The organism is Streptosporangium roseum DSM 43021 (genome assembly GCF_000024865.1).
Taxonomy (GTDB): Bacteria; Actinomycetota; Actinomycetes; order Streptosporangiales; family Streptosporangiaceae; genus Streptosporangium; species Streptosporangium roseum.
Window position 1 is genome coordinate 6,839,183 of the sequence record NC_013595.1, and the last position, 25,685, is coordinate 6,864,867.

The 25,685-nt window shown below is 70.7% G+C and carries 29 protein-coding genes and 1 pseudogene; 23 read left to right on the forward strand and 7 right to left on the reverse strand.

All coding sequences use genetic code 11. The features are described from left to right. Window positions 1-75: 75 nt before the first annotated feature. Together SROS_RS30090 and SROS_RS30095 are read right to left on the reverse strand one after the other, a co-directional pair. Window positions 76-585, reverse strand: a complete 510-nt coding sequence (locus tag SROS_RS30090; protein ID WP_012892691.1) for a hypothetical protein — start codon at window positions 583-585, stop codon at window positions 76-78. Next, window positions 586-2,445 (reverse strand): alpha/beta hydrolase, encoded by a 1,860-nt coding sequence (locus SROS_RS30095; RefSeq protein ID WP_012892692.1) that lies wholly within the window; start codon window positions 2,443-2,445, stop codon window positions 586-588. 713 nt (window positions 2,446-3,158) lie between these two features. Here SROS_RS30095 and SROS_RS30100 point away from each other — a divergent pair. The 7 genes from SROS_RS30100 (at window position 3,159) to SROS_RS30130 (ending at window position 7,097) form a co-directional block, all read left to right on the forward strand. Beyond that, window positions 3,159-3,500, forward strand: coding sequence for a hypothetical protein (locus tag SROS_RS30100; RefSeq protein WP_012892693.1), 342 nt, complete (start codon window positions 3,159-3,161; stop codon window positions 3,498-3,500). Between the two features lie 399 nt (window positions 3,501-3,899). Next, window positions 3,900-4,139, forward strand: a complete 240-nt coding sequence (locus tag SROS_RS30105; protein ID WP_012892694.1) for a hypothetical protein — start codon at window positions 3,900-3,902, stop codon at window positions 4,137-4,139. Then, on the forward strand, window positions 4,140-4,721 hold the full coding sequence (locus SROS_RS30110; protein ID WP_012892695.1) for a DUF6879 family protein: 582 nt from the start codon (window positions 4,140-4,142) through the stop codon (window positions 4,719-4,721). 110 nt (window positions 4,722-4,831) lie between these two features. Further along, complete coding sequence (locus SROS_RS30115) at window positions 4,832-5,440, forward strand: DUF6082 family protein (protein ID WP_148269248.1); 609 nt, start codon at window positions 4,832-4,834, stop codon at window positions 5,438-5,440. Window positions 5,441-5,586: 146 nt separating this feature from the next. Beyond that, a complete protein-coding gene (locus tag SROS_RS30120) occupies window positions 5,587-6,423 on the forward strand; it encodes an ion transporter (RefSeq protein ID WP_012892697.1) in 837 nt (278 codons plus the stop codon). 133 nt (window positions 6,424-6,556) lie between these two features. After that, the gene (locus tag SROS_RS30125; RefSeq protein WP_012892698.1) at window positions 6,557-6,787 is read left to right on the forward strand and encodes a ribbon-helix-helix domain-containing protein; all 231 of its coding nucleotides are present in this window, start codon (window positions 6,557-6,559) and stop codon (window positions 6,785-6,787) included. Then, complete coding sequence (locus SROS_RS30130; protein WP_043653224.1) at window positions 6,777-7,097, forward strand: type II toxin-antitoxin system PemK/MazF family toxin; 321 nt, start codon at window positions 6,777-6,779, stop codon at window positions 7,095-7,097. The genes SROS_RS30125 and SROS_RS30130 overlap by 11 nt, the downstream gene beginning before the upstream one ends. Before the next feature lie 102 nt (window positions 7,098-7,199). Here SROS_RS30130 and SROS_RS54560 read toward each other — a convergent pair. Further along, window positions 7,200-7,274 (reverse strand): annotated as a pseudogene (locus tag SROS_RS54560) (TraR/DksA C4-type zinc finger protein); the annotation flags it as partial. Between the two features lie 159 nt (window positions 7,275-7,433). Between SROS_RS54560 and SROS_RS30135 the strand changes: the two are divergent. The 8 genes from SROS_RS30135 to SROS_RS30170 all read left to right on the forward strand — a co-directional run bounded on the left by SROS_RS30135 (window position 7,434) and on the right by SROS_RS30170 (window position 17,016). Further along, complete coding sequence (locus SROS_RS30135; RefSeq protein ID WP_012892700.1) at window positions 7,434-8,510, forward strand: DUF2332 domain-containing protein; 1,077 nt, start codon at window positions 7,434-7,436, stop codon at window positions 8,508-8,510. A gap of 207 nt (window positions 8,511-8,717) precedes the next feature. Then, window positions 8,718-12,641, forward strand: coding sequence for a Pls/PosA family non-ribosomal peptide synthetase (locus tag SROS_RS30140; RefSeq protein ID WP_012892701.1), 3,924 nt, complete (start codon window positions 8,718-8,720; stop codon window positions 12,639-12,641). Window positions 12,642-12,684: 43 nt separating this feature from the next. Continuing rightward, on the forward strand, window positions 12,685-13,974 hold the full coding sequence (locus SROS_RS30145) for a M1 family metallopeptidase (protein ID WP_012892702.1): 1,290 nt from the start codon (window positions 12,685-12,687) through the stop codon (window positions 13,972-13,974). A gap of 184 nt (window positions 13,975-14,158) precedes the next feature. Further along, window positions 14,159-14,602 carry a hypothetical protein gene (locus SROS_RS30150; protein ID WP_012892703.1) on the forward strand — a complete coding sequence of 148 codons (444 nt, stop codon included), beginning with the start codon at window positions 14,159-14,161 and terminating at the stop codon, window positions 14,600-14,602. Continuing rightward, entirely contained in the window at window positions 14,599-14,961 is a 363-nt protein-coding gene (locus SROS_RS50045) for a DUF5615 family PIN-like protein (RefSeq protein ID WP_012892704.1), read from the forward strand. The genes SROS_RS30150 and SROS_RS50045 overlap by 4 nt, the downstream gene beginning before the upstream one ends. A gap of 272 nt (window positions 14,962-15,233) precedes the next feature. Then, window positions 15,234-15,548, forward strand: a complete 315-nt coding sequence (locus tag SROS_RS30160; RefSeq protein WP_012892705.1) for an L-rhamnose mutarotase — start codon at window positions 15,234-15,236, stop codon at window positions 15,546-15,548. A 213-nt stretch (window positions 15,549-15,761) separates the two neighbouring features. Beyond that, window positions 15,762-16,214, forward strand: a complete 453-nt coding sequence (locus SROS_RS30165; RefSeq protein WP_043653226.1) for a ribosomal maturation YjgA family protein — start codon at window positions 15,762-15,764, stop codon at window positions 16,212-16,214. Continuing rightward, window positions 16,207-17,016 carry an Fpg/Nei family DNA glycosylase gene (locus SROS_RS30170; RefSeq protein ID WP_012892707.1) on the forward strand — a complete coding sequence of 270 codons (810 nt, stop codon included), beginning with the start codon at window positions 16,207-16,209 and terminating at the stop codon, window positions 17,014-17,016. Before SROS_RS30165 ends, SROS_RS30170 begins: the two co-directional genes overlap by 8 nt. On the opposite strand, the gene SROS_RS30175 is transcribed toward SROS_RS30170, so the two are convergent. Then, entirely contained in the window at window positions 17,017-17,883 is an 867-nt protein-coding gene (locus SROS_RS30175; protein WP_012892708.1) for a 4-hydroxy-tetrahydrodipicolinate synthase family protein, read from the reverse strand. A 71-nt stretch (window positions 17,884-17,954) separates the two neighbouring features. Between SROS_RS30175 and SROS_RS30180 the strand changes: the two genes are divergently transcribed. Beyond that, window positions 17,955-18,941: a LysR family transcriptional regulator gene (locus SROS_RS30180; protein WP_012892709.1), complete on the forward strand. Its 987-nt coding sequence runs from the start codon at window positions 17,955-17,957 to the stop codon at window positions 18,939-18,941. A gap of 48 nt (window positions 18,942-18,989) precedes the next feature. Here SROS_RS30180 and SROS_RS30185 read toward each other — a convergent pair whose 3' ends face one another. Continuing rightward, complete coding sequence (locus SROS_RS30185; protein WP_218919717.1) at window positions 18,990-19,844, reverse strand: tryptophan 2,3-dioxygenase; 855 nt, start codon at window positions 19,842-19,844, stop codon at window positions 18,990-18,992. A 152-nt stretch (window positions 19,845-19,996) separates the two neighbouring features. Here SROS_RS30185 and SROS_RS30190 point away from each other — a divergent pair, with 152 nt between their 5' ends. Next, entirely contained in the window at window positions 19,997-20,422 is a 426-nt protein-coding gene (locus SROS_RS30190) for an Lrp/AsnC family transcriptional regulator (protein WP_012892711.1), read from the forward strand. A 30-nt stretch (window positions 20,423-20,452) separates the two neighbouring features. On the opposite strand, the gene SROS_RS47975 is transcribed toward SROS_RS30190, so the two are convergent. Continuing rightward, window positions 20,453-20,569, reverse strand: coding sequence for an SDR family oxidoreductase (locus SROS_RS47975; RefSeq protein ID WP_086012377.1), 117 nt, complete (start codon window positions 20,567-20,569; stop codon window positions 20,453-20,455). Window positions 20,570-20,678: 109 nt separating this feature from the next. Between SROS_RS47975 and SROS_RS30195 the strand changes: the two genes are divergently transcribed. The 3 genes from SROS_RS30195 to SROS_RS51295 all read left to right on the forward strand — a co-directional run bounded on the left by SROS_RS30195 (window position 20,679) and on the right by SROS_RS51295 (window position 22,466). Beyond that, window positions 20,679-21,224, forward strand: coding sequence for an AAA family ATPase (locus SROS_RS30195; RefSeq protein ID WP_012892712.1), 546 nt, complete (start codon window positions 20,679-20,681; stop codon window positions 21,222-21,224). A gap of 124 nt (window positions 21,225-21,348) precedes the next feature. Continuing rightward, the gene (locus tag SROS_RS30200; protein WP_148269249.1) at window positions 21,349-22,263 is read left to right on the forward strand and encodes an endonuclease/exonuclease/phosphatase family protein; all 915 of its coding nucleotides are present in this window, start codon (window positions 21,349-21,351) and stop codon (window positions 22,261-22,263) included. A 62-nt stretch (window positions 22,264-22,325) separates the two neighbouring features. Further along, window positions 22,326-22,466: a hypothetical protein gene (locus SROS_RS51295; protein ID WP_169369402.1), complete on the forward strand. Its 141-nt coding sequence runs from the start codon at window positions 22,326-22,328 to the stop codon at window positions 22,464-22,466. 127 nt (window positions 22,467-22,593) lie between these two features. Here the strand turns inward: SROS_RS51295 and SROS_RS30205 are convergent, their stop codons facing one another. Next, window positions 22,594-23,220, reverse strand: a complete 627-nt coding sequence (locus SROS_RS30205; protein WP_012892714.1) for a TetR/AcrR family transcriptional regulator — start codon at window positions 23,218-23,220, stop codon at window positions 22,594-22,596. A 108-nt stretch (window positions 23,221-23,328) separates the two neighbouring features. On the opposite strand from SROS_RS30205, the gene SROS_RS30210 reads away from it, so the two are divergent. The 3 genes from SROS_RS30210 (at window position 23,329) to SROS_RS30220 (ending at window position 25,656) form a co-directional block, all read left to right on the forward strand. Further along, window positions 23,329-24,528 carry a cytochrome P450 gene (locus tag SROS_RS30210; RefSeq protein WP_012892715.1) on the forward strand — a complete coding sequence of 400 codons (1,200 nt, stop codon included), beginning with the start codon at window positions 23,329-23,331 and terminating at the stop codon, window positions 24,526-24,528. Window positions 24,529-24,537: 9 nt separating this feature from the next. After that, complete coding sequence (locus tag SROS_RS30215) at window positions 24,538-24,732, forward strand: ferredoxin (protein WP_012892716.1); 195 nt, start codon at window positions 24,538-24,540, stop codon at window positions 24,730-24,732. A 366-nt stretch (window positions 24,733-25,098) separates the two neighbouring features. Further along, the gene (locus SROS_RS30220; RefSeq protein WP_012892717.1) at window positions 25,099-25,656 is read left to right on the forward strand and encodes a GNAT family N-acetyltransferase; all 558 of its coding nucleotides are present in this window, start codon (window positions 25,099-25,101) and stop codon (window positions 25,654-25,656) included. Window positions 25,657-25,685: the final 29 nt, after the last annotated feature.

A 25,685-nucleotide genomic window follows, 5' to 3' on the forward strand; every position in this document is an offset into this window, starting at 1 on the left:
CATGCCAGACAAGGGCGCCGCCCGAAAAGCCGGAAATTTCTACTTATAGAATCTATGAGAAGGCATGGGATAACGTCAGGCGACCGATGTCTCAGAGGAAGGCTCCGGTGTTCCGCTCGGCCAGATACAAGGTGATGTGACCCCTAGACCCAGCACATCATTGTCTCCGGTAAGTGAAAGCGAGAGCAGGAAATCATCAGGTTGAGAGTGCCCTGAGATATTGAGACCACTCTTGGAGGCGCCCTCAATGTAGTGGCCCTGCTGTTCCCAGTGCTGCTTGACCTGCCTGGCCACTTCCGCGATCTGTTCGCGGGCGATATCACGCAAATAGTAGGAGCGGCTGATCACGACGCGGTCCTCGGAACCACCGTCGGTGGGATCGAAGCAACCGTTGATGTTGAGACTGGGACGGTAAAGGTCAAGGCGGGGCTTCGGCGTGATCGCATCAACCGTTTCCTTGATGAGCTGCTCGATCCGGACGAGCGCCTGAGCCTGAGTCATCGCGGGCCGGTTCACGGCTTCTCCTCCAGTGCAGCCGACGACAAGGGCGGCAAAAGCAATGATCATCACGGTGAAACGTGGCATCTATCCTCCGGCCGGTGTGGACGAGGGAAGCGAATGAGGTGACGGATTCCGGGTCGAGATCGATGGCGACTGCGGGGAGGGCGACGTGGCGAGAGGCGACAGAATCTCCGCCGACCCGACGGGCGGGTCAGGAAAGGGGATGAGAGCTCCGTACTGACCATTGATCAGGTATCCGAGATTCTTGAGGGACGTAGAGTTCACATCCCAGTACTTCGAGTGGGCACTGAAGGTGTGAGCAGGATCCCCACTGTCCTTCACATAAAACTGCTGGGCACCGAATTCAGGTGCGCTGGGGTCGACACCGAGCGGACCGCTCACCTTCAGGAGGTACGGCGCGGCGTCATCGAAGGTCCCGGTGAACTGGAGAGGAAGGGAGCCCACGTCGCCCACCGGATCGTTGGGCGCCTCCCCCACCCACACCGAGCCGACTCCCAGGTCCTTCGCTTTCACAGCCCCTACGCCCGGACTCCCCACGAAGATCACCTGATCGGCAAAAGCACCTGAACGCTGCTGGGCAGCCAGACCCGTAACCGTCGACCCGTAGCTGTGGCCCAGCACGGTGAACCGGGCACCGGAAGCCGCTTTGTGCGCGGCATGCAGACCGTCAGCGAAACTGGCCAGTGCCGGAGCGCCCATCTCTGCGGCATTCGTGTTGACAACTGTCCTGTTCAAACTAAGAGTTGCCTCCCACTGCGGAGCCGTGTAGCCGAGCCATGCGATAGAAGCGATCTTCTTATCCGGTTGAAAGTAGTGCGCCTGATCCCACACGACGGCGGCGCGGTTGGCGTCCCCTGTGAAGCCTTCCAGCGTGGTGCCGGTGCCGGGGACATAGGTGACCAGGTTGTCGGCCTCGTCGGGATCTCCGAAGGAGATCGCGGTCCTGCCCGGACCTCCCAGTTCCAGTTGCAGCAGGAGCGCCGGAGGGCGGCCGTTCCGCCCGCCGAGGGCAAGCCCGTTCTCCACGGCCGTGATCTGCCGCATCTCCGGCCCCAGCTCCCTGATCGCCTCGTCCATCTTCCTGGAGGATCTGTACAGCTCCTCCAACTCCACGGGAATCACGAGCCACGGGCCGGTCGGACGGCCGGGCAGGGCCTGTTCCAGCTTCTCGACCATCGCCTCCGCGTCCTCCGACGTTCGGCGGAGCCGCTCCAGCTCTGCGGTGATCGCGGTCTTCCGCCCGGCCAGACACCTCCGGTTGGCCCGGTCCCGGACCGTGGCCGGGAGGCCGTTCAGGCCACCGACCAGGTTCGGCGACGCGGCGATCAACCGATCTTGGACCGCCGCGCCCAGGTGCCGCCACCATGCGTTGAGCCGGGCGGCGAGGGTCCTGTCCCTGCCGGTCCGCTGCATGTCCAGCAGCGCCTTCAACGCCGTGGCGTCTCCGTTGCCCGCGGCGGCCGTCAGCCTCCCGGCCCCGTCCGGGTCGGGGGCGTGCCCGCCGAACAGGCCGAAGCCGGCCATCGCCTGGGAGACCGTGCCGAGATCATGCTGCCGCTGGATCGTGTTCAGCCGTTGCCGCAGGTCCCGGACCTGCTCCTCCGCCCACAGCCCGGCGTCGACGATCTGCGGGCCGGAGGGGGCCGCGAGGCAGAGCGCCGACAGTTCGGCGCTCAACCGGCGGCCCGCCTCGGGCAGCTCCCGCCCGGCCCGTTGCAGGTCGGCCACCAGGCGGCTCATCGCGAGGATGTCCATCCCGGAGAAGGGCGCCGGCGCCGGCGCCAGCACGCTGATCGACGTCGAGAACGACGGCGCGTGCGCCTGCCCGCCGAGCTGCCTGATCCGCTGCGTTATCAGCTCGGCCGCCGACTGGAAGGCCAGCTGCAGGGTCGTGCGCCGGTGCGCGAGTGCCCGGCTGAACATCGGAGCTCCCCCGCCGACCCACGCGTGTGCCGCCATGCACCGCACGCATGGATCCAGCAGCGCGACATGGCCTTCCCCGAGCCGCGCGACCCGCGACAACGCCGCCTCTAATTCCACCGTCGCATTCGCCGCCACAACGCGTCAGAATCTCACGCGGGTCTTATAGGAGCAAGATTTGGCATTGAATTCCCGTCAACCCGGAACTCCGATCACAGAATTGCCGCGAAATGCGAATTTCATTTCATAAATAACGAAGCCGACGTTATGTGAGTGCCGGCCGGCCCCGTCGCGCCGGAACACCCCGACCTCGCCGGAGTCACCGCCGACCGGGGGCGGCGGAAAGATGGCGCGATGGCATCACGGAGCGGGCACTGGCATCCGCGCATCGATGTCCCGCCCCGTCACCCTCGGCGCCGGTCCCGCCGGGCGAGGTTCGCGGAGGCGTCCCGAGAGGCTTCCCGGCCCCGGAGGCGCGAGAGACTGCCCGGCCCGGGTCCGGCGAGCAGCCAGGGGCAACACGCTATTGCATAGGAAGGTTTCCTATTTAATACTGCGAGGAGCAGGTCCAGCCCCCTTGTTTTCCCTGGCCGACGCGGTGTGGCACGCACCCGTTCGAAGCAGTTCCGGCTCAAGGCCACTCATTCGTGCCGCCTTGACGACACCGCCACATCAGACAGGCCGCAAGCACTCCCCTGCCATCGAGGAGGTTTCCCATGCTCCGTCGCATTCTCGCCCTGGGCGCCGGCGCGCTGCTGGCCGGCGCGCTCACCGCGGCTCCGACACAGGCCGCCACAGTGACCATCAGGACAGCGCTGAACAGCACGGTCGACATCGTCTACGGGCCGGTGTCAGGAGCCGGCTACTGCATGACGCACATCGATCCGCAAACGATCGTGGCTCTCTACAGGACCACAGGCTATGTCTGCCTGCGCAACTCGGGAACGGCCACGCCGGCGAACCCGCTCTCCGCGTGCGCCTACCACGAACCGGCACGGGTGGTGGTGGGCGCCTTCCGCCATCCCACCGAGGCACTGATCTGCCGCTACGTCGCCTGACCGGAGGCACGGCGCAGAACAGCCGGCGCAGGCCCACCCCGTACGGCGGGCTCCGGCCCGAGTTGCGTGACCTCACCCGATCCGCCGGATCGGCGCGGGCCGGCCCGCTCACACCAGGCCGGCCCCCACCGGATCGCCTTCATCGTCCGGACCGGCGCGCCACGGCGGGCCGGCCGGCCTGACGAGCGCGACAGGCGGAGCCGAGCGGGTCCAGCGGTGCGAGAGCGGGCCGTATCCACACGGCCGGCCGGCTCTCCCCCACCAGGCAACAGTCAAGGATGACAAATTTGGACACACTCTTATTCATCTCAACATTTCAACTAAATCACTATTTCTTGTGATTTAAATCTGCAAATGATAGAGAGGGATTGATGCTCTTGAATCGAGAGTGAGGGCCCGATGAAGGCGGTTCGGCGACTGGGTAAGACTCCGCAAGAGCGCGGCGACACGACTGCCGCGACGGGGTCGCCGGATATCATCGAGCTGGATGACGGAGACTTCGCCGTCATCGGGACCGATATCACCGACCAGATCGGCATTAATCCGTTGCCAGACGCAAGGTGTGCCACGGATGAGCGGATCGTGAAAATCTCACGCGCCACGCTGATCTCGGCGAAGAGCGACATTCCGGAGCAGTAGATGCGCCCTCCGCAATGGGCAACGAAATCAGGCAGAAGGCTGAATCTCGACGAGTTCGGGACATGGTTCCTGGACGCCTGGTCGCGGACCGAGTCGCGGTTCCTCAAGCTTGAGTGCTGGCAGAGCTATCGGGAGCGCGAGGTCACCACCTCCCAGGTCGCGCACGAGCGGGGCGACGTCCAGGAGGCCCGGAGGCTGCTGCGACAGGAGTCGGAGACCGAGAGATCGCTCTACGAGGACGTCGAGAGGAAAGGGATCGACTACGCGCGGATCCGCCTGATCCAGGAACCGCTGACGGCCTATCTCGAATACGAGCTGATCGCCTATCGGATCCGGGCCGCGATGGGCGAGACCATCGAAATAGTGCGCTGCGCCCCGAGCATGCGGCTTCCCGACGATGAACACTTTGATTTCCTGCTCTTCGACCGGCACACGGCATTGATCCATGATTACGGCGATATCGGCCTCCAATCGGGTGGATGGATGACTCAGGATGCCGCCGTCATATCCTCACTGGAGAAGAAGGCGGTCGCGCTCCGGCAGCGGGCCGTACCGTTCGAGGAGTTCATGACGGCCGTGTGAGGCGGGGTGTGGACGGGGACGCACCCCCCGGATACGTTCCGATAATGGATCGCCGCCAGTGGTTGAGAACATTTGCCGTTTTCTCCGCTCCGACAGTCGGTATCGCGCTGGTGACGGCGGGGCTCGCCATACCCACGGTTCTGCTGTTCCGCACCGACGAGGCGACGCTTGACCGCTGGTCCAAGATCGGTGAGGCGCTGTCGCCGATCGGGGTCTTCTTCTCGGGTGTCGCATTCGTCGGCATCGCCCTCACCCTCTTCCTCCAGGGGCGCGAACTGCGGAACCAGCGTGAGGAGCTGACCATCGCGAGGGAGGAGCAGCAGCGGAGCAGCGAGATCGCGCTGCGCGAGCTGCACACCAGCCTGATCCGGATGGCGATCGACGACCCCGAGCTGCGACAGGTCTGGCCGCTGATGGCGTCCGGGGCCGGGGTGACGAAGAAGGACCACTACTGCAACCTGATCCTCAACCTGCAGAAGGTGGCCTACGAGACCCGGACCATCGAGCTGGCCGAGCTGCGCGGCGCGCTCGGCCATCTGATGGAGAGCCGGGACATCTACCTGTTCTGGCGGAAGGTCCGGGCGGTGCGCGTCCAGGTGACCCAGGGCGACGAGGGTGAGGACTTCTTCACCGCCGAGGTCGACAGGGCTTTCGCCCACGCCGCCCCTCCCGTCCCCAGAGGCCTTCTCTCCCGGTTCCGCGACGCGCTCAGGCGGTAACCGGACGGCCGGCGGTCCCTTCCCGAGGTCGGCGCTCCGCGTTCTCCCGGGGCGGGTGCCGTACGTCCGAGGGCGCCCGGGAGTGATCTCGCGCGGAGGCCTACGATGGTCGGCATTTGACTCTTCCCCCCTCCAGGAGCACACCCTTGCCAGGGCGAGAACGCGTCCGTTCCTTCCTCGAAACCCGGCTTTTCCAGCGGACCGTCATAGCCGTCATCGTGATCAACGCGATCACGATCGGCTGCGAGACCTCGTCCTACCTGACGGACCGGATCGGCGGGTTCCTGCACGTCGTCGACCGGGTCGCCCTGGCGGTCTTCACCGTCGAGCTCGTCGCCCGGTTGTACGCCTATCGGGGCAAATTCTTCAAGGACCCGTGGAACTGGTTCGACGCGATCATCGTGGTCGTCGCGCTGATCCCGGCGTCCGGCCCGACCTCGGTGCTGCGGACGCTGCGGATCATGCGGGCACTGCGTCTGGTCGCGGCGGTTCCCAGCATGCGCAAAGTCGTCGGCGCGCTGTTCGCGGCCATGCCCGGGATGGGGGCGATCATCGGCCTGCTGGTCCTGGTCATGTACGTCTCGGCGGTGATGGCGACCCAGCTGTTCGGCGAGCTCGTCCCCGAGCACTTCGACGAACTGCCCACGTCGCTGTTCACGCTGTTCCAGGTCATGACCGGCGAGGCCTGGCCGGACATCGCCCAGAAGGTCATGGCCGAGAAGCCCTGGGCGTGGCTCTTCTTCGTGGGTTACATCCTGATGGCCTCCTATGTGGTGCTCAACCTGTTCATCGCCGTCGTGGTCAACGCCATGGACGACCAGAACACCTCCGCCGAGGAGCAACGGACCGAGGACCAGCTCACCACCGTCCTGAACGAGCTCGCCCGCCTGCACGCCAGAATCGACGCGATGCAGGGCGTCCCACGAGCGGCTCCCCAGCCCGCCAGGACACCGCGCAAGAACGCCGCCCGCCGCTCCCGCTGACCGGCCCGTACGCGGGAGACGACCCCCTTTCGGCGCCTGCCGCCGAGCCGCCCACTCGCGACCACGGAACGCAACAGATCGATCACGCAATTCACTCAAAGGCCTGCGGGGCCTATCGTCGTACAGTGAAGATATGGGCGTGCTGACCGTTGAAATCGACCCTGACACCGAGAGAGTTCTCTCTGAGCTGACCTCCGACGGCAGGTCCACCACCGATGTGATCCGCGAAGCGATCCACATCGCAGGCCGACTTCGTTGGATGGAGCAGGCACGTACCGACGCGGAGCGGTTGGGCAACGACCCGGACGACCTTGCCGAGATCCGTGCCATCCGGAGGGAGCTTGGTGACGCCGATGCGTGGTGACGTATATCGCCTGCGTGCACCGCGCGACGCGGTCGGTCACGAACAGCGCGGTGAACGGTTCGCAGTGCTGTTACAGGCCGACTTCATCTCCATGCTGTCCACACTGATCGTTGCTCCGACCTCGACCAGCGCGGGGCCTGCGATCTTCCGCCCCGAGATCGAGTTGAACGGCAAGGCGACCCGGGTGCTGATCGACCAGATCAAGGCCACCGATACGTCCCGCCTGGGCGACTTTGCCGGGCGCCTCTCGTCATACGAACTCGACGAGATCGACAGGGTTCTTCTCAAGGTCCTGGCCTTGCGCCGATAACGAAGCCCCGGACTCGGCGGTCTCTCGAGACCGGGTCAACTCCGAAGCTGAACGCCGTCGTTGCATGAAAGTCAACAGCCTGGCCTGCTTCAAAGATCCGTCTCATCGCACCCCGGCCGCGCATTCGATGCAGGTGCGCGCGGCAGGGCGGGCCCGCAGGCGCTCGAAGGCGATGGGCCGCCCTACAGCTCTCGCACACGCTGTAGGCGTCCTGCCGGAGCCGTTCGAGCCACGCGGGGATGGCGGCCCGGCGCGTGACGCGGCTCACCGCTCACAGCTCTGCCGTACGGGGCGCCGTAGGTGGAGGATCGTCGGTATCCGAACGAGGAGGAGCCGATGTCCCGCGAGCGTCTCGCCGTCATGGTCGAGCACCAGGCGCGCGGCTGCGCCGAACTCGGTTCGCCGCTTTACGCGTTCCTGCTGGGGCGGGTCGCGCAGGACGTCCGCGCCGGAGGTCCCTGCGCGGAGGCGCTCGCCGGATACGAGGACGCGCCCGGACCCGACGCCGTCGCGCTGCGGCTGCTCGGCGGTGTGCACGCCCTCGCCCTCACCGGCCGGGCCCCCGACCTGGCCGCCTGCTATCCCAGCACCGGCGGCGCCTTCGACCCGGAGCGGCCGGAGCCCTGCTGGCACGCCTTCCGTGCCGCCGTCGCCGGCGAGATGGAGTGGGTCCGCGACTGGATGACCCGCCCGCCGCAGACCAACGAGGTCGGCCGGGCCAACCTCCTGATCACCGGCCTGTTGAAGGCCACGCAGGCCGGCCCGCTGCCGGTCAGGCTGTTCGAGGTGGGCTCCAGCGCCGGGCTCAACCTGCGCGCCGACCGTTTCCGCTACGTCTCCGAGGGCTTCGCCTGGGGTCCGGCGGACTCACCGGTCCTGCTGGAGGGTGCCTGGGCGGGCGCCCCGCCCGCCTGGCTGGCCGGAGCCACCGCCGGGCAGCCGGACCTGGAGATCGTCGAACGGCGCGGCTGCGACCTGACCCCCATCGACCCGCTGTCCCCGGACGGCGCGCTCGCCCTGCGGGCATACGTCTGGCCGGACCAGACCGCCCGCGTTGCGCGGCTGGACGGCGCCCTGCGGGTGGCCGCCCGGGTGCCGGCCGAGGTCGAGGCCGCCGGCGCCGCCGACTTCCTCGCGGGCGTCCGGCTGGAGCCCGGCACGCTCACCGTGGTCTGGCACTCGATCATGCGCCAGTACGTCCCGGCCGCCGAATGGGCGCGGGTCGAGGCCGAGCTGGACCGGCTCGCGGCGGCCGCCACGGTGGAGGCGCGCTTCGCCCACATCTCCTTCGAGCCGCGCAGGGTCGGCGAGCGGCACCGCTTCCGGCTGGCCGTACGACTCGGCACCGCGGCCGGGACGGTCGTGGCCGAGGCTCGCCCGCACGGCCTGCCGGCCCGCGCAGTCGCCACCTGACACCGGCGGCCATGGCTCCGGCGGAGCGGGGCACCCGCGACGGCCGCGGGCCGTTCCGGTGGTGCGGGCCGCGATCCACCCGGCCGTCCGTCCCTTGACCGACGGGGAAACTTCACCCGCCGTACAGAGGCGCGTCACGGAGCGCGTTCATCTTGCCCCCGTAGGCTGTTTCCGGGGTCAGAGTGACCCGATACGTGGGGGAAAATCTTGAGTCCGTTACCGGCAGCAACCGACTTACCGACGCGGGCGATCCTGCCGGGAGGGACGGCGCCGCAGGTCCGCACCCTGCTGGACATCCTCGACCGGACGGCCCGGCGGCACCCCCACGCCCCCGCGCTCGACGACGGGCGGACCCGTCTCGACTACACCGGCCTGCGGGCCCAGGCCGGTCGGCTGGCCGGTGAGCTGCGGGAGGCGGGGGTCGGGCGCGGCGACCGCGTCGGGGTGCGGGTGCCCTCGGGCACCGTCGGCCTGTACGTGGCGATCCTGGCCGTGCTGACCGCCGGCGCGGCCTACGTCCCCGTGGACGCCGACGACCCCGACGAGCGGGCCGAACTGGTGTTCACCGAGGCCGGGGTGCGGGCCGTCATCGGCGAGGGCGAGAAGATCATCGCCTTCGGCGACCGGCGCGGGCCTTCGGAGGCCGGGGAGCGGGCGCGGTCGGGTGAGGGGGCCCTGGAGACCGAGGAGCGGGCGCCGTGGAGTGAGGAGCCCCCGGAGACCGGGGAGCGGGCGCGCGCAGGTGAGGGGCCTCCGGGACCTGGGGATGACGCGTGGATCATCTTCACCTCCGGTTCCACCGGTAAGCCCAAGGGCGTCGCGGTGACCCACCGCAGTGCGGCGGCGTTCGTGGACGCCGAGGCGCTGCTGTTCCTGACCCGCGAGCCGCTCGGCCCCGGTGACCGGGTGCTGGCCGGCCTCTCGGTGGCCTTCGACGCCTCCTGCGAGGAGATGTGGCTGGCCTGGCGGCACGGCGCCTGCCTGGTCGCGGCGCCCCGGGCGCTGGTGCGCACCGGCATGGACCTCGGGCCGTGGCTGGTCGAGATGGGCATCACGGTCGTGTCCACGGTGCCGACGCTGGCGGCGCTCTGGCCCGTGGAGACGCTTGACGACGTGCGATTGCTGATCTTCGGCGGCGAGGCGTGCCCGCCCGAGCTGGCCGAGCGGCTGGCCGTACCAGGGCGGGAGGTGTGGAACACCTACGGCCCGACCGAGGCGACGGTGGTCGCGTGCGCGGCGCCGCTGACCGGGGACGGGCCGGTCCGGATCGGGCTGCCGCTGGCCGGCTGGGATCTGGCCGTCGTGGACGCGCGCGGCGAGCCGGTCGCGATGGGCGAGATCGGTGAGCTGGTCATCGGCGGGGTCGGGCTCGCCCGGTACCTCGACCCGGTCAAGGACGCCGAGAAATACGCCCCGCTCGGCCCGCTGGGCTGGGAGCGCGCCTACCGCAGCGGCGATCTGGTGCGGGCCGAGCCGGAGGGGCTGCTCTTCGTCGGGCGGGCCGACGAGCAGATCAAGCTCGGCGGGCGCCGGATCGAGCTGGGCGAGGTGGACGCGGCCCTGCAGGCCCTGCCCGGGGTCGCCGGGGCCGCGGCCGCGGTGCGCACGACCGGCGGAGGACACCAGCTGCTCGTCGGCTACGTCGTGCCCGGCGAGGGATTCGACCGGGAGGAGGCCAAGGACCGGCTGCGGTACGCGCTGCCCGCCGCACTGGTGCCGCGGATCGCCGTGGTGGACGGGCTGCCCACCCGCACGTCCGGGAAGATCGACAGGGACGCCCTGCCGTGGCCGCTGCCCAAGCGCGACAAGGCCGAGCGGCCCGGCGTCGACCCGTGGGTGACCGAGTGCTGGCAGGACGTCCTCGGCGACACCGAGGGCGACTTCTTCGCCGAGGGCGGCACCAGCCTCGCGGCGGCCCGGCTGGTGTCGGCGCTGCGGGTCCGCCATCCGGCGGTCACCGTCGGGGACGTCTACGACCACCCGACGCTGCGCGGGCTCGCCGGGCACCTGTCCGCGCTGGACACGCCCGAGGTCGTGACCACCGACCGGATCGTCACGCCGATGCCGCGTCGCGCCGCGATCGCGCAGGCGCTCCTCACGGTGCCGCTGCTCACCGCCGGCGCGCTGCGCTGGGTGGTCGCCCTGGCCGCGCTGAACAACCTGGCCGGCATCGCGTGGGCGCCGGCCGTCTCGTGGTGGTGGGTGCTGCTGGGCACCGTCCTCTTCGTCTCCCCCGCCGGGCGGATCGCGCTGACCGCGGGCGCGGCACGGCTGCTGCTGCGGGGGCTGAAGCCGGGCACCTACCCCCGGGGCGGGGGCACGCACCTGAGACTCTGGTTCGCCGAGCGGCTCGCCGAACAGTTCGGCGTGGCCGAGCTGTCCAGCGCCCCGTGGCTCACGCACTACGCCCGGGCGCTCGGCGCCCAGGTCGGCCAGGACGCGGACCTGCACTCGGCGCCCCCGATCACCGGGATGCTCAAACTGGGCAAGAACGCGGCCGTCGAGCCCGAGGTCGATCTGAGCGGTTACTGGATCGACGGCGACCAGGTGCACGTCGGTGAGATGAAGATCGGCGCTGCCGCCACGGTCGGCGCCCGCGCCACCCTGTTCCCGGGTGCGCGGATAGGCAAGAACGCGCAGGTCGCGCCGGGTTCCGCGGTGGCGGGCCCGGTGCCCTCCGGGGAGCGCTGGGCGGGGGTGCCCGCCGTCAGGACGGGCAAGGCCCGCCCGCCCGCCGCCGACCGGCCGCCGCGTTCGCGGCGCTGGGCGGCCGTCTACGGGATGTCGGCGCTGGCGCTCAGCCTCGTCCCGCTGGTCGCCGCCGCCCCCGGTCTCGCCCTGCTCCTGCGCGGGGACGCGACCTCCCTGGCCGGCGTCCTGTACGGCGTGCCGCTCGCCACCGTCACCTCGATGGCCGCCCTGGCCCTGGTGATCCTGGCCCTGGTGCGGCTGCTGGCGGTCGGCCTGCACGCCGGCCACCACCCGGTGCACAGCCGCCAGGCCTGGCAGGCGTGGGCCACCGGGCGCCTGATGTCGATGGCGCGGGTCTGGCTGTTCCCGCTGTACGCGAGCATGGCCACCCCCGTGTGGCTGCGCGCCCTGGGCATGAAGGTCGGCCGGGACGTGGAGCTGTCCACGGTGCTGGCGCTGCCGTCGATGACCTCCGTCGGGGACGGCGCGTTCCTGGCCGACGACACGATGGTCGCGCCGTACGAGCTGGACGGCGGGCGGTTCCGGGTGGACCACGTGCGGATCGGCAAGCGCGCCTTCCTCGGCAACTCCGGGATGACCGCGCCCGGCCGCAAGGTGCCCAAGGACGGCCTGGTCGCGGTGCTGTCGGCCGCGCCGAAGAAGGCCAGGGCGGGGTCGTCCTATCTCGGCATGCCACCGGTGGAGCTGCGCCGTACGGCCGAGGACGGCGACCGCAGCCGGACCTACGACCCGCCGCGGCGGCTGAAGGCCGCCCGCGCCGCCGTCGAGGTGTGCCGGCTCGTCCCCGCGATGTGCACGGTGGCGGTCGCCGTGCTGGTGGCGGCCGCCCTGGAGTGGCTGGCCGGATCGTACGGCTTCGCGGTCGCGGCGCTGCTGAGCGGCGTGGTGCTGCTCGGCGCGGGAGTGCTCGCCGCGGCGGTCACCGCAGTGGCCAAATGGGTCCTGCTGGGCCGGATCGCGGTCGGTGACCGGCCGCTGTGGAGCTCGTTCGTGTGGCGCAACGAGCTGGCGGACAACTTCGTGGAGGTGCTGGCCGCCCCCTGGTTCGCCCGTGCCTGGCTGGGCACGGCGCCGCTGAACCTGTGGCTGCGCTCGCTGGGTGCGCGGATCGGCCGCGGCGTGTGGTGCGAGACCTACTGGCTGCCGGAGGTCGACCTGGTCACCCTGGGCGCGGGGGTGTCGGTGAACCGGGGCTGCGTCCTGCAGACGCACCTGTTCCACGACCGGGTCATGAGCATCGATACTGTCGTCCTGCAGGGCGGATCGACGCTCGGCCCGCACGGGGTCGTCCTGCCCGCGGCGACGATCGGGGAGAACACCACGGTCGGACCGGCGTCCCTGGTCATGCGCGGCGAGTCGGTGCCGCCGGGCACGCGCTGGTTCGGCAATCCGATCGCGGCGTGGACCCGCGGGACGTAGCGGCCGCGGCACGGACTCACAGGACGTAGCAGAGGAAACAAGTGTGGTTCTGAGCACGACCCCCAGCAAGCTCTACTTCCCCACGCACGGCGACGACGGCTACCGGGTGGAGCACTACGACCTGTCCCTCGACTACCGGGTCGCCTCCAACCGGCTCGGCGGGATCGCCCGCCTGTCGGCGGTGGCGCTCGGGCCGCTCGACCGCCTCGTCCTCGACCTCGGCGCCTTCCGCGTGGGCGGGGTCCTGGTCAACGGCGAGGCGGCGCGTTTCACCCACCGCGGGGGGAAACTCCACCTCGCGCCGGGACGGCTGGGCGCCGGGCCGTTCAGCGTCGAGGTCCGCTACTCGGGCAATCCGCGGCCGGTGTCCAGCCACTGGGGCGGCCTCGGCTGGGAGCAGCTCACCGACGGCGTCATCGTGGCCAGCCAGCCGATCGGGGCCCCGTCGTGGTTCCCGTGCAACGACCGGCCGGACGACAAGGCCTCCTACCGGATCTCGGTGACCACCGCCTCGCCGTACACGGTGATCGCCAACGGGGAGCTGGTCTCCACGCGGCGGGCGGCGTCGGCGACCACGTGGGTCTACGAGCAGGCCGAGCCCATGGCCTCCTATCTGGCGAGCGTCCAGATCGGCCGCTACCAGCAGGCCGATCTCGGCGCGGGGACGCGGCTGGTCTTCCCCGCCGGGCTCGCCGCCCGGGTCCGGTACGACTTCGGACGCCAGGACCGGATGATGGAGGTCTTCAGCGAGCGCTTCGGCCCCTACCCGTTCGGCTCCTACACCGCGGTGGTGGTGGACGACGAGCTGGAGATCCCGGTCGAGGCGCAGGGCATGTCGATCTTCGGGGTGAACCACGTGGACGGCCGGCGCGGCGAGGAGCGGCTGGTGGCCCACGAACTGGCGCACCAGTGGTTCGGCAACAGCCTGACGATCGCCGGCTGGCGCGACATCTGGCTGCACGAGGGGTTCGCCGCCTACGCGGAGTGGATCTGGTCGGAGGCCTCGGGCGACATGCCCGCCGGCGATCTGGCGGCCCGCTGGCACCGCAGGCTCGCGGCCCTCCCCCAGGACTTCGTCCTCGCCGATCCCGGCGCCCGGCTCCTGTTCGACGACCGCGTCTACAAACGCGGCGCGCTCACCCTGCACGCGCTCCGGCGCACCATGGGCGACGCGCCGTTCTTCGCGCTGCTGCGCGAGTGGACGGCCGGCCACCGTCACGGGTCGGTCACCACGGAGCAGTTCACCGACCTGGCCTCGCGCCGCACGACCGAGCCGCTGGAGCGGCTGTTCGCCGACTGGCTGTACGGCTCCCGCCTCCCCGCGCTGTCCTGACGGAGACACGGAAAGGATCCGCCTCATACTCGGACGCCGCACGCGCGGTTCAACCGGCGGGGACGCCGGGGCGGAACGCTCCTCGCCCGTCCCGACGGCACACCCTGCGGCTCGCACCCCGCGCGCCGTGCCATACCGGTGCACTCCGCGGACATAGTCGGCTACATTCGCCTACGCTGTAGTCATGTCGCCGACACCACGGTCCGTCCGGTTCGAGGACGCCGTCCTGGACAAACTCGCCAAGTTCGTCATGGAGCACCCGGGGCTTTCGGTCTCCGCCGCGGTCAACCTCCTCATCACCGAGGCACTCCGGATGGAGGAACACCCGGGTGTGCTGTTCCGGACCGGGCCGTCGGGCCGCCGGGCGGTGGTCGCCGGCGGCCCCGACGTCTGGGAGGTCATCCGAGCGATCAGGGCGACCCGTGCCGCCGAGCCCGACGCGACAGCCGACGAGGTCGTGCCCATGACCGCCGAATACTCCGGGCTCCCCTCGCACCAGGTCAGAGCGGCGATCCGATACTGGTCGGATTATCCGGACGAGATCGATACGCAGATCGCCGCAGCCGAAGACGCCGCACGGAAGGCGGAGGAGCGCTGGAGGCGGGAGCAAGGGCTACTGGCATCGTGAACGGCAGGCTTCTGCTGGACGAGATGTTCCCGCCTCCGCTCGCCGAGAGTCTCCGCGAGCGGGGGCACGACGTCGTCGCACTCGTCGAACGCCCCGGGGGCCCGGGACTTCCCGATTCCCAGGTGCTGGATCTGGCAGTGGCGGAACGCCGCTGCCTGCTCACCGAGAACGTCCGTGATTTCGAGATCCTCCGGGCACGGCGACTCCACGACGGACACCCCTGCGCGGGTCTGCTCTACAGCGGTCCACACCGCTTTCCGAGAACCAAGACCGCGATCGGCCGGCTGATCGCGGTCCTGGACGGGCTCCTCTCCGAGGAGAGGCTGCCCGCTTCCGGTCAGGTGGACTGGCTGGTTTAGGCAACGGATCAGCGGCCGATCACGGGCTGTCGAGCCCGGTCCTGGATCCTTCCCCACCATCGCCGCCGGCCCCGCCATCGGGCATTCCCCTGCCCGAGCCGGTCGGCGGAGCGGTTGATCGTACGGCGCGGGCCTTGCCGTACGGCTCCCCGCACACTTCCTTTCATCGGACCTTTCCCTTCGAATGGGAGTGATTCGACCCACCTGGTCATATATTTCCCTAAATAGATCGGATCGCTGCTATAACGGGCTACGACCTATGGAGGAACCTCATGCGCGTGGCGTTGCACACCCGGATCAGGCCGGGCAAGGAGTCGGAGTACGAGCAGGCGCACCGGGAGGTGCCCCCCGAGCTGGTGGAGGCGATCAAGAAGGGCGGCGCGCACGAGTGGACGATCTGGCGCAGCGGCCTGGAGCTCTTCCACGTGATCGACTGTGACGACTACGAGGCGCTGCTCGCCTCGCTGGCCGGCCTGCCGGTGAACATCGCCTGGCAGGCCCGGATGGACGAGTTGCTGGAGGTCGCCCACGACTACTCCGCCGACGGCGGCGGCAAGGGCCTCCCGGCGGTCTGGCAGCTCGCCTGAGCCGTCCCGCCCTGGACGGTCATCCCAGCGCCCCGGGACGGTGTCATCCCGTGCCGTCCGTACGAGGTCGCCGTGTCCCGGCCGGGACGGCGTCGCCCCGGCCGGCCGTACAGCGTGTCACCGTGCCCCCGGCCGGGACGGTGTCATCCCGTGCCGGCCGTACGGCGTGTCACCGTGTCCCCGGCCGCGCGGTGTGCTCGTTATCGTGAGCGGGTGTCCCCCGCTCTCCAGACCCGCCTGTCCCCCGCTCTCCGCGCCCGCCTGCCCGCCGCGCTCGCGGCCGTCGCAACCGTCGCAGCCGGGCTCACGGTCCGCGCGGTCACCGGCGGCTGGTTCGGCAAGTACGCCGGTGACGCCCTCTACACCGTGCTCGTCCACGCGCTGATCGTGCTGGTGCTCCCCCGGGTCCCGCCGGTCCGCGCCGCGGCCGGCGCGCTGGCGTTCAGCTGGGCGGTCGAGCTCGCCCAGCTCACCCCCGTCCCGGCCGCGCTGTCGGAGGCCAGCGTGCTGGCCAGGCTGGTGCTCGGCAGCACCTTCGGCGCCGCCGACCTCGTCGCCTACGCCGCCGGAGCCGCTCTCGCCGCGACGGCGCACGCCCTCGTCCGCCGCGCTCCGTCACGCCGTAGTGGTCAACGGCCGGCCGTATCATTTCGAGACCATGCCTGAAGGACACACCATCCATCGCCTGGCCGCGCAGTACCGGCAGGCGTTCGGCGGCCGAGTGGTGCGCGCCGAGAGCCCGCAGGGGCGGTTCGCCGCCGGGGCCCACCAGATCGACGGGCGGGTGCTCCGGGAGACCGACGCGCACGGCAAGCATCTGCTGCTCGGATTCGACGACGACCGCTGGCTCCACGTGCACCTGGGCATCTACGGCAAAAGCGCCTTCGGCCCGGCTCCGGCGCCCGCGCCGACGGGTGCGGTACGGCTGCGCCTGAGCAACGCGGAGGAATACGCCGACCTGCGCGGGCCCAACACCTGCGAGCTGCTGGATCCGGCCGAGAAGAAGGCGCTGCACGCCAGGCTCGGGCCGGATCCGCTGCGCGCCGACGCCGATCCGGAGCTCGCCTGGCGGCGGATCGGCCGCAGCCGCACCTCCATCGGCGTCCTGCTGATGGACCAGTCGGTCGTCGCGGGGGTGGGCAACATCTACCGCGCCGAGGCGCTGTTCCGGGAGGGCGTCGACCCGTCCCGCCCCGGCCGCGACCTCACCCACGGGCAGTGGAAGGCCATCTGGGCCGACCTGGTGGCGCTGATGGCCGACGGGGTGCGGGTGGGCCGGATCGACACGGTCAGGCCCGAGCACACCCCGGAGGCGATGGGGCGTCCGCCCCGCGTCGACGACCACGGCGGCGAGGTCTACGTCTACCGCCGTTCGGGCATGCCCTGCTTCCTGTGCGGCGGCGAGGTCCGCACCGGGGTGCTCGCCGGCCGCAACCTCTTCTGGTGCCCGGCCTGCCAGACCACGTGATCACAGAAGGCGCGCGGCCGCCTCGATCGAGGCCTGGCCGGCGGGGACCAGCGGGAGGCGGACCGAGGCGGTGGGGATCAGTCCCCGGGCGTGCAGCACTCCCTTGATCACCGTGGGGTTGGGTTCGGCGAACATGCTCGCCGACATGGCGGAGAGCCGGTGGCCCAGTGCGCGCGCGTGGGCGACGTCGCCGGAGTGCCAGGCCTCCACCAGCTCGACGAAGCGGCCGGTGTGCAGGTGGGCCGAGGCGAGGATGCCGCCGGGGGCGCCCAGCGCGAGCAGGGCGGAGAAGAAGGGGTCGTCCCCGGCGAGCACCGCGAAGTCCTCAGGCAGGTCGGCCAGCAGGGTGACGGTGTCCTGGTCGACGCCGCCGACCGCGTGCTTGACCCCGGTCACCATGGGCAGCTCTCCCAGCCGGCGCAGGGTGGCCGCGCCCACCGACTGACCCGTCCGGTAGGGGATGTTGTAGACGATCAGCGGCACCGGGCTCTGCTCGGCCAGCACGGTGAAGTGGGCGAGCACCCCGGCCTCGGACGGGCGCACGAAGGACGGCACGGTGACCAGGGCGGCGTCCGCCCGGTCCTTGAGCCCGCGCAGGGCCTCGACGGAGCTCCGGGTGTCGCTGCCCCCGGCCCCGACGACCAGCGTCACCCCCCGCTCCCGGCACACCTTGGCGCACACCTCGACGACCGCCCGCCGCTCCTCTTCGGCGAGCATGGCGACCTCGGCGGTGGTGCCGAGCGCGACCAGCCCGGCCGCTCCCTCGTCGAGCACCGCGTGCGCCAGGCCTTCGAGCGCCTCCACGGCGATCTCGCCGTCCTCGGCGAACGGGGTGATCAGGGGAACGTAAACGCCGCGAAGTGTCATGTCCCCAGCCTCGCGGGCACTGACCATGCAGGTCCAGTTCCCGTTTCTTCCGAGACCGTTAAGCTGAACTGATGCTCGATGTGCGACGCCTCCGGCTGCTCCGCGAACTGTCCTACCGGGGCACGATCGCCGCGGTCGCCGAGGCCATGACGTTCACGCCCTCCGCGGTCTCCCAGCAGCTCGCCGCGCTGGAACGGGAGGCCGGGGTGGCGCTGCTGGAGCGGACCGGCCGCCGGGTGGCGCTCACCCCCGCCGGGGTCGCGCTGGTCGGGCACGCGGAGGCCGTGCTCGAACGGCTGGAGCAGGCGTCGGCGGAGCTGGCGGCCGCGCACACGGGTCTGGTCGGCGCCATCAGGGTCGGCGCCTTCCCGACCGCGACCCGCACCATCCTGCCCGCCGCCCTGGCCGCCCTGGGCCGTGACCATCCCGGGCTGGAACCGATGGTGGACGAGATCGACCCCGCCGAGGTGGCCCCCCGGCTCCGGACCGGCGACCTGGACGTCGCCCTCGTCCACGAGTACGACTTCGTCCCGGCCCTCCCCGACCTCGCGCTGGACGCCGAGCCCCTGCTGGAGGAGCCCATGTATCTCGCCTCCGGTGACGCCGGCGAATCGCCCGCGCGGCGGCGCGGCACGTCCGGCGGGGCCCTGGTACGGCACGGCGGCACCTCCGGCGGCGCCGGTGACTCCCCCGCACGGCACGGCGCCGTCGACGTCCTGGCGCGGTGGCGCGACGCCTCCTGGATCGTCTCCAAGCCCGGCACGCTCTGCCACACGATGACCGTGCGGGCCTGCCAGGCCGCCGGGTTCGCCCCCCGGATCCGCCACCACATCGACGACTTCGCCACCGTGCTGGCGATGGTCGCGGTCGGTCAGGGCGTGGCGCTGGTGCCGGAGCTGGGCGCGGCCGACCCGCCCGGCGGCGTCCGGCTCACCGAGCTGCCGATGCGCCGCCGCACCCAGATCGCCTTCCGCCGGGGGGCCTCGGCCCACCCGGCCGTCGCCGCCTTCACCACCGCGCTGCGGTCCTCGCTCCCCGGCGACCGTCACGCCCGGTAGGCGCGGTAGGCGCGGGCGGGATCCCCTGCCGCCCGGCGGCGGTGGAGGTCACATCAGCGTGCGCGCGGTCCAGAGCTCGGGGAAGATCTCACGTCGCATGCTCCGCTCCAGCCAGCTCAGGCCGCTCGACCCGCCGGATCCCGGCTTGGCCCCCATCGAGCGGCGCACCGCCATCAGGTGCCGGTACCGCCAGTCGGAGAACTGCGTCGCCAGGTCGGTCAGCGCTTCAGCCAGCGGCGCGAGCGGCCCGCCGTACACCTCGGCCCAGACCGCCTCGACGTCGGAGCGGGGCTCGTAGTCGGCGGCGTAGTCGCGCTCCACCGCCTCGCGCGGGATCGCGTAGCCCTGCCGGGCGAGGAAGGCGAGCACCGAGTCGTACAGGCTCGGCCGGGCCAGCGCCTCGGCGAGCTCACTGTAGGCCTCGGGGTTGCGGCGGTGCGGGCGGATGAGCGCCTCGGACTTGTTGCCGAGCAGGAACTCCACGTGCCGGTAGAGAGCCGACTGGAAGCCCGACGCCTCACCGAGCGCGTCACGGAACTGGTTGAACTGCGCGGGGGTGAGCCAGCTGAGCGACGCCCACGCGGCGTTGAGCGCCTCGAAGTGCCGGACCGTCCGCTTGATCGTCACGGTCGCGGTGGCGGCGTCGTCATCGTCGAGCTGCCGCTGGGCGAGCTGCCACTCCGAGCGGAGCAGGCCGAAGTAGAGCTCCATCACCTGGGTGGTGACCAGGAACGCGAGCTCCTCCGGGGCGTCGGTGACGGTGCGCTGGAGCCGGTGCAGGGTGGCGGTGCCGACGTAGTCGTCGTACGGCGTGGCCGCGTCGAACCCGAGCGTGGGCAGTCCCTCGTTGGCCGCGGCCCGTGTCTCCCGCTCTCGTTCGCTGAGCTGCCTGGTGCTGGTCATCAGTGACTCCTTGAGGTTGTTCACCTCCATGGTGGCCCGTATTGACAGGTCCGGAAATAATGGGAATAAGGCGATTTCGAGCTTCTGCCTTCGGAACGGAAGGCGTTGAAGTCGATCAGGCTACGAGATGACGGAGCGTGACGGTGGACGCGATGGACTGGGCACTGCTGGCCGAGCTGCAGGACGACGCGCGGCTGTCCTACAGCGAGCTCGCACGGCGGGTCCACATGTCGGCTCCGGCGGTCGCCGAGCGGGTGCGGCGGCTGGAGGAGTCGGGAGTGATCATCGGCTATCACGCGCGAATCGATCCGGCGCTGGCCGGGCGCGGGGTGGCCGCGCTGATCAGGATGTCGTGTTACGGGCCGCGCTGCGTGCTCCGCGACGAGCAGGCGCTGGCCTGGCCGGAGATCCTGGAGGTCCACCGGGTGACCGGCGACACCTGCTGCCTGCTGCGGGTGGCCGCCTCCTCGATGACGGCCTTCGAGGAGCTGATCGACCGGCTCGCGCCGTACGGCCACCCGTCGAGCATGATGGTGCTCTCCAGCCCGGTCCCCTGGCGCCCGCTCTCCCCCACCTGAGGCCGCCCCGGAAGCCGATCGGCGGCCCGGTCATCCCCTGACGGCCACCATTCCGCCGTCGACGGGCAGGACGGTCCCGGTGACGTAGGAGGCGCGGTCGCCGAGCAGCCAGGCCGCGGCCCCGGCGACCTTGCCGCTCCGCGACACCGTCCGCCGCGAGCACCGCCCGGCCGCCGGGACCGGCCCGCATCGCGGCGGACGCGCCGATCTTCACATATGGTCCGGTCAGAGAGCGGAGGTCGGGAGGTTGAACGGCATGTCATCGGAGTCCGAGCGGTTCATCGTCGTCACCGGAGGACCGGGAGCCGGCAAGAGCACCCTGATCGACCGTCTGCAGGAGGCGGGCTTCGCACGTTCGGAGGAGGCGGGCCGCGGCATCATCCAGGACCAGCTGGTGATCGGGGGCCGCGCGCTGCCCTGGATCGATCCGGACCTGTTCGCCGAGGCGATGCTCTGCTGGGAACTGCGTTCCTACCGCCTGGCGGTGGCGCGTGCCGCACCGGTCTTCTTCGACCGCGGGATCCCGGACATCGTGGGCTACCTGCGGCTCGAAGGACGCCCGGTCCCCGATCACATCCACGCCGCCGCGCAGAGGTTCCGCTACCACCGGCGCGTGCTCGTCGCGCCACCGTGGCCGGAGATCTACGAGCAGGACGACGAGCGCAGGCAGTCGTTCGAAACGGCCCGGCAGACGTACGAGTCCATGGTCGCGGCCTACACGGAGTACGGCTACGAGCTGGTGACGCTCCCGTGCGTACCCGTCGAGGAGCGGCTCCGGTTCGTGGCCGGCTGGATCGGCTGACCGGTCCGCCGCGCCGGCCCGGCCCGTGGGCCGCGTCCGGCAAGCGACCAGATAAAGCCGCCTTTCAGCCGCATGGCGGTGAAATATCCCAGATGGCCGCCCGAACCTGCTTCAATGTCCAGCCATGATCGCAAGGAAGCTGATGGCGGCGGCCGCTCTGGCGGTCGTGACGGTCCCCGCCTCCGCGGGGCAGGCCCAGGCTCGGACGTCGTCCTCCGCCATCTCGGTGATGAGCTGGAACGTCTGCGCGGGCACCAACCCCGGCTGCTTCTTCTACGGCAGGGACATGCGGGAGGTGGCCGTGAAGGTCGCCTGGTACGCGGTCACCCAGCCGATCAGGCCGGATGTGATCTTCCTTCAGGAGTTCTGCTCGGGTGGGACGGCCACGCTGGAGAGCCTGCTGGAGCAGAAGACCGGGCGCGCCTGGACCGTGCGGTCGTCGATCCTCACGGTGAAGGGCGGCTCGCCGAAGGTCTGCGCGCCCGACCGGCAGGGGCGGCCGCGGGGCCATACAGCCGTCACCGTCGCGGTCGCCGGCAACGCGGCCACCTTCCAGGCCCACGGACTGACCTCCCCGCCGTGGTACGTCAAGCGCATGGCGCTCTGCGCCGCGATCCCGGCCAGGAGGGTCAACGTCTGCGGCACCCACCTCAGCGCCGGCCTGTCCTACGACGACAGGGAGCCCGGCGCGCCCTTCCGGAGGAAGCAGGTCGAGGAACTGCTGGCGGCGGCGGCCAAGCCCGGCTACCGCGCCGTCTTCGGCGGGGACCTCAACCTGGCCCCGCCGGACAGCAGGCAGAGCACCGCCGCGAAAAGACGCATCCTGGCGCCCGTCTACGCGGCCTACGCCGAGTGCGACCAGAACGGCACCCGAGACGGACGGTGGACCGAGAAGCACGTCCGCGAGGACGGCAGCGTCTCGAAGCGCAAGCTCGACTACCTCTTCGCCCCCAGGGGAAGCGTGACGCGCTGCCACGTGGCCCAGGATGCCGCCCCCTCCGACCACAGGCCCATCTACGTCAAGGTCGGCCTCGGCTGACACCGGCGCCCCGGGCGGGTCCCCCGGACGGCGTCACCCTCGGGCGACTCGGCTACGGGGCGATGCAATTGCCAGGTGCCGGCGTGCGGGGGCCGCCGCAGGACCACGGCACCTCCTCGCTCGCCCACCTGGAGGAGAACATGGCGGCGGCCGACGTGAGCCTGTCCCGCGAGGACCTCGGCGTCCTGGACAGGCTCGCCTGAACCGTCCAACACAGCGGATTGACCGGCCAAGGCATGGGACGTCCCGTGTCCGGCAAGCAGGCCGGTCGACGTTCGACGAGACCGGTCGATCTTCGGCAGGACGGGGCAAAGGTGCTCCGATGCGGCACTAGGAGGGCCGTGAGCCCGCCGACTGCACGCCCCGCATGGCGATCTCGATGGCCCTGCGCACCGCCTCCCATATCCGCTCCGGCGGGTCGCCCCGGTTCAGGCAGGCCATCGTGGCGAGTTTGGCCGCTCCGGCGAGGGCGCCGACGGCGGCGGCGGCCTCGACGAGGTCGATCTCCTCGGAGTAGGCCCGATGGAGCGCCTCGGCCAGCTGCAGCTGGGTGTCGAACAGCAGCCGCAGCGCGCGGGCCTGAAGCACCGGGACCGACATGATCAGGCGGGTGCGGGCGGGAGTCAGCTCCATGAGGCGATCGGTCTCGGCGAAGGTCCGGGCCATGCTCAGCTCGCCCACGCGGAGCAGGAGCTCGACCACCGTCTCTCCGGCCCGCCGATGCGCGATCATGTCGATGATCTCGTCGAGGCGCGCCTGGCCGTCGAAGAAGACCACGTCCTCCTTGCTCGCGAAGTAGCTGAAGAACGTCCGCGTCGAGATGTCCGCCGCCGCGGCGATCTCCGCGACGGTGGTCTCCTCGTAGCCCTTCTCCTCGAACAGGTGCAGGGCCGCCTCGATCAGCGCGCGACGGGTGCGCAGCTTCTTACGTTCCCGCAACCCCGGACCATCGACCATGCACGCACTTTACTGCATTCTGAGCTTTTCTTCACTGATTGCAAATTTACATTGAATGCTGTTTGGTGGAGGTGAGAGGACACGCGTCTACCTGCGAGGAGCTGCGTCATGACCGAGGCCCCATCCTGCCCGGTAACCTTTCCCACCGCCCGCCGGCACCTCTTCGACCCGCCGGGGGAGGTTCTCCAGTGGCAGCGGCAGGGCGCACTCCACCGGATGACCTTCGCGGACGGCCATCTGGGCTGGCTGCTGACCGGTCACTCCGCCGCCCGGGCCGTGCTCGCCGACAACCGTTTCAGCAACCGCACCGAGCTGACCCATCCGCCGGTCGCCCATCCGCTGGCCCGGCAGGAGAACCGGCAGCCCCTTCCGGGGTTCTTCCTGAGGCTGGACCAGCCCGAGCACACCCGCTTCCGGCGGCTCCTGACCGGGCAGTTCACGGTGCGCAGGATGCGGCAGCTCGAACCGAGGATCGAGGAGATCACCTCCGACCGCCTGGACGCCATGGAGCGGGGCGACCGCCCGGCGGACCTGGTGCAGGCCTTCGCCCTGCCGATCCCGTCCCTGGTCATCTGCGAGCTGCTCGGCGTGCCGTACGGGGACCGCGAGCAGTTCCAGCGGGATTCGGCCGCGCTGCTCAACCTCGAGTCCTCGGCCGAGCAGATGGGCGCGGCACTGGTCGACCTCATGGCCTACATGCGCGACCTGGTGCTCCGCAAGCGGGCCGAACCGGCCGACGACCTGCTCGGCGGCCTGGTGGCGGGCGGGGAGCTGGACGACGAGGAGCTCACCGGGGTCGCGCTGCTCCTGCTCATCGCCGGCCACGAGACGACCGCGAACATGCTCGCGCTCGGCACCTTCGCGCTGCTGCGCGACCCGGCCCAGCTGGCGCTGCTCCGCGACGACCCGGCGGTGGCCGAGAGCGCCGTCGAGGAGCTCCTGCGCTACCTCACGATCATCCACATGGGCCCGGTCCGGACCGCGCTGGAGGACGTCGAGCTCGACGGCCACCTGATCAGGGCCGGCGAGTCGGTGGCCTTCTCGCTGCCCGCGGCCAACCGGGACCCCGAGCGGTTCGAGAACCCCGACACCCTCGACGTCACCCGGCCGGCGACGGGTCATCTCTCCTTCGGTCACGGCATCCACCAGTGCCTCGGCCAGCAGCTCGCCCGGGCCGAGATGCGCATCGCCTACCCGGCACTGCTGCGCCGCTTCCCCGGGCTGCGCCTGGCGGTGCCTCCCGAGGAGGTCCCCATGCGCTCCCACATGACCATCTACGGCGTGCACCGGCTGCCGGTTACCTGGTAGGAGTTGCCAATGATGGAGATCAAGGCAGACACCGACCGCTGCATCGGAGCGGGCATGTGCGCGCTCACCGCACCGGAGGTCTTCGACCAGAGCGAGGAGGAGGGGACGGTGGTGCTGCTGGACACCGACCCACCCGCCTCACGGGAGGCGGCGGTCCGCCGGGCCGTACAGCTGTGCCCGTCGGGAGCCCTGTCCGTCTCCTGACGGGCGGCCGTCCGGGAATCCGCGGGACGGGTCCGGGGACCCGAGGCCGGCCATCACCCCTGCCGTCGCCCGCCAGATCGGGGAGGAGGATCGACCACGCCAAGCCGAAAGCCTGACATTTCGAGATATGTCATTTGATCACCTGCAGCCTGGGCGGGTCGCGCGCAGCGCCCGCCCAGGCCGACCGGGTTGCCACCCCGCGCCAGGCCGGCACCCCCGGTACGGCGCCCCCGGGACGGCGCCCGTTCCACCTGGCGGCACCCCCCGCCTCCAGACCGGCAGCAAAGCCATGTTTGCCGCCTTTGTGATAGTTGCCGGACGGAACGATCTCTAGCCGTGGGACTCCTGAGGCGTTAGCGTCTGCGCATGCGTCACGTTGAGATCTCCGGTAAGAGGCTCCGGCTGAGGGAAGTCACGACCACTGACGTGGACGCGCTGCACGCCGTCTACGGCGACCCCACAGCCACCGAGCATCTGCCGTTCGACCCGCGCACCCGCGAGGAGGTCGAGGAGATAGTCGCCCAGGCGCTTGAGGCCGCGCGGGCCGAGCCCCGGCGGCTCTACGTGCTCGCGGTGATCGACCTGGACGACGACGAGGCCATCGGCGTCGCCCGGCTGCACATCGAGGCCGACCACCCGCACAGCGCGGAGATCGGCCTCGGACTCCGCCCCGACCACTGGGGCCGGGGCATGGGCACCGACCTGATCCGGCTGATGCTGATGTTCGGCTTCCGGGATCTGCGCCTGCACCGCATCTGGGGCGCCCGCTCCCCCGCCAACACCGCCGCCCAGCTCGCGATGCTGGTCGCCGGGATGGTCGAGGAGGGCAGGATCAGGCACCACGTGCGGGCCCGGGGGGCCTGGCGCGACTCCGTCGTCCATTCGGCGCTGGAGGACGAGTGGGAGGGCCACCGGGACGTCTGAACGGAAGGCCCTGCCGCGTCGTATCCGGC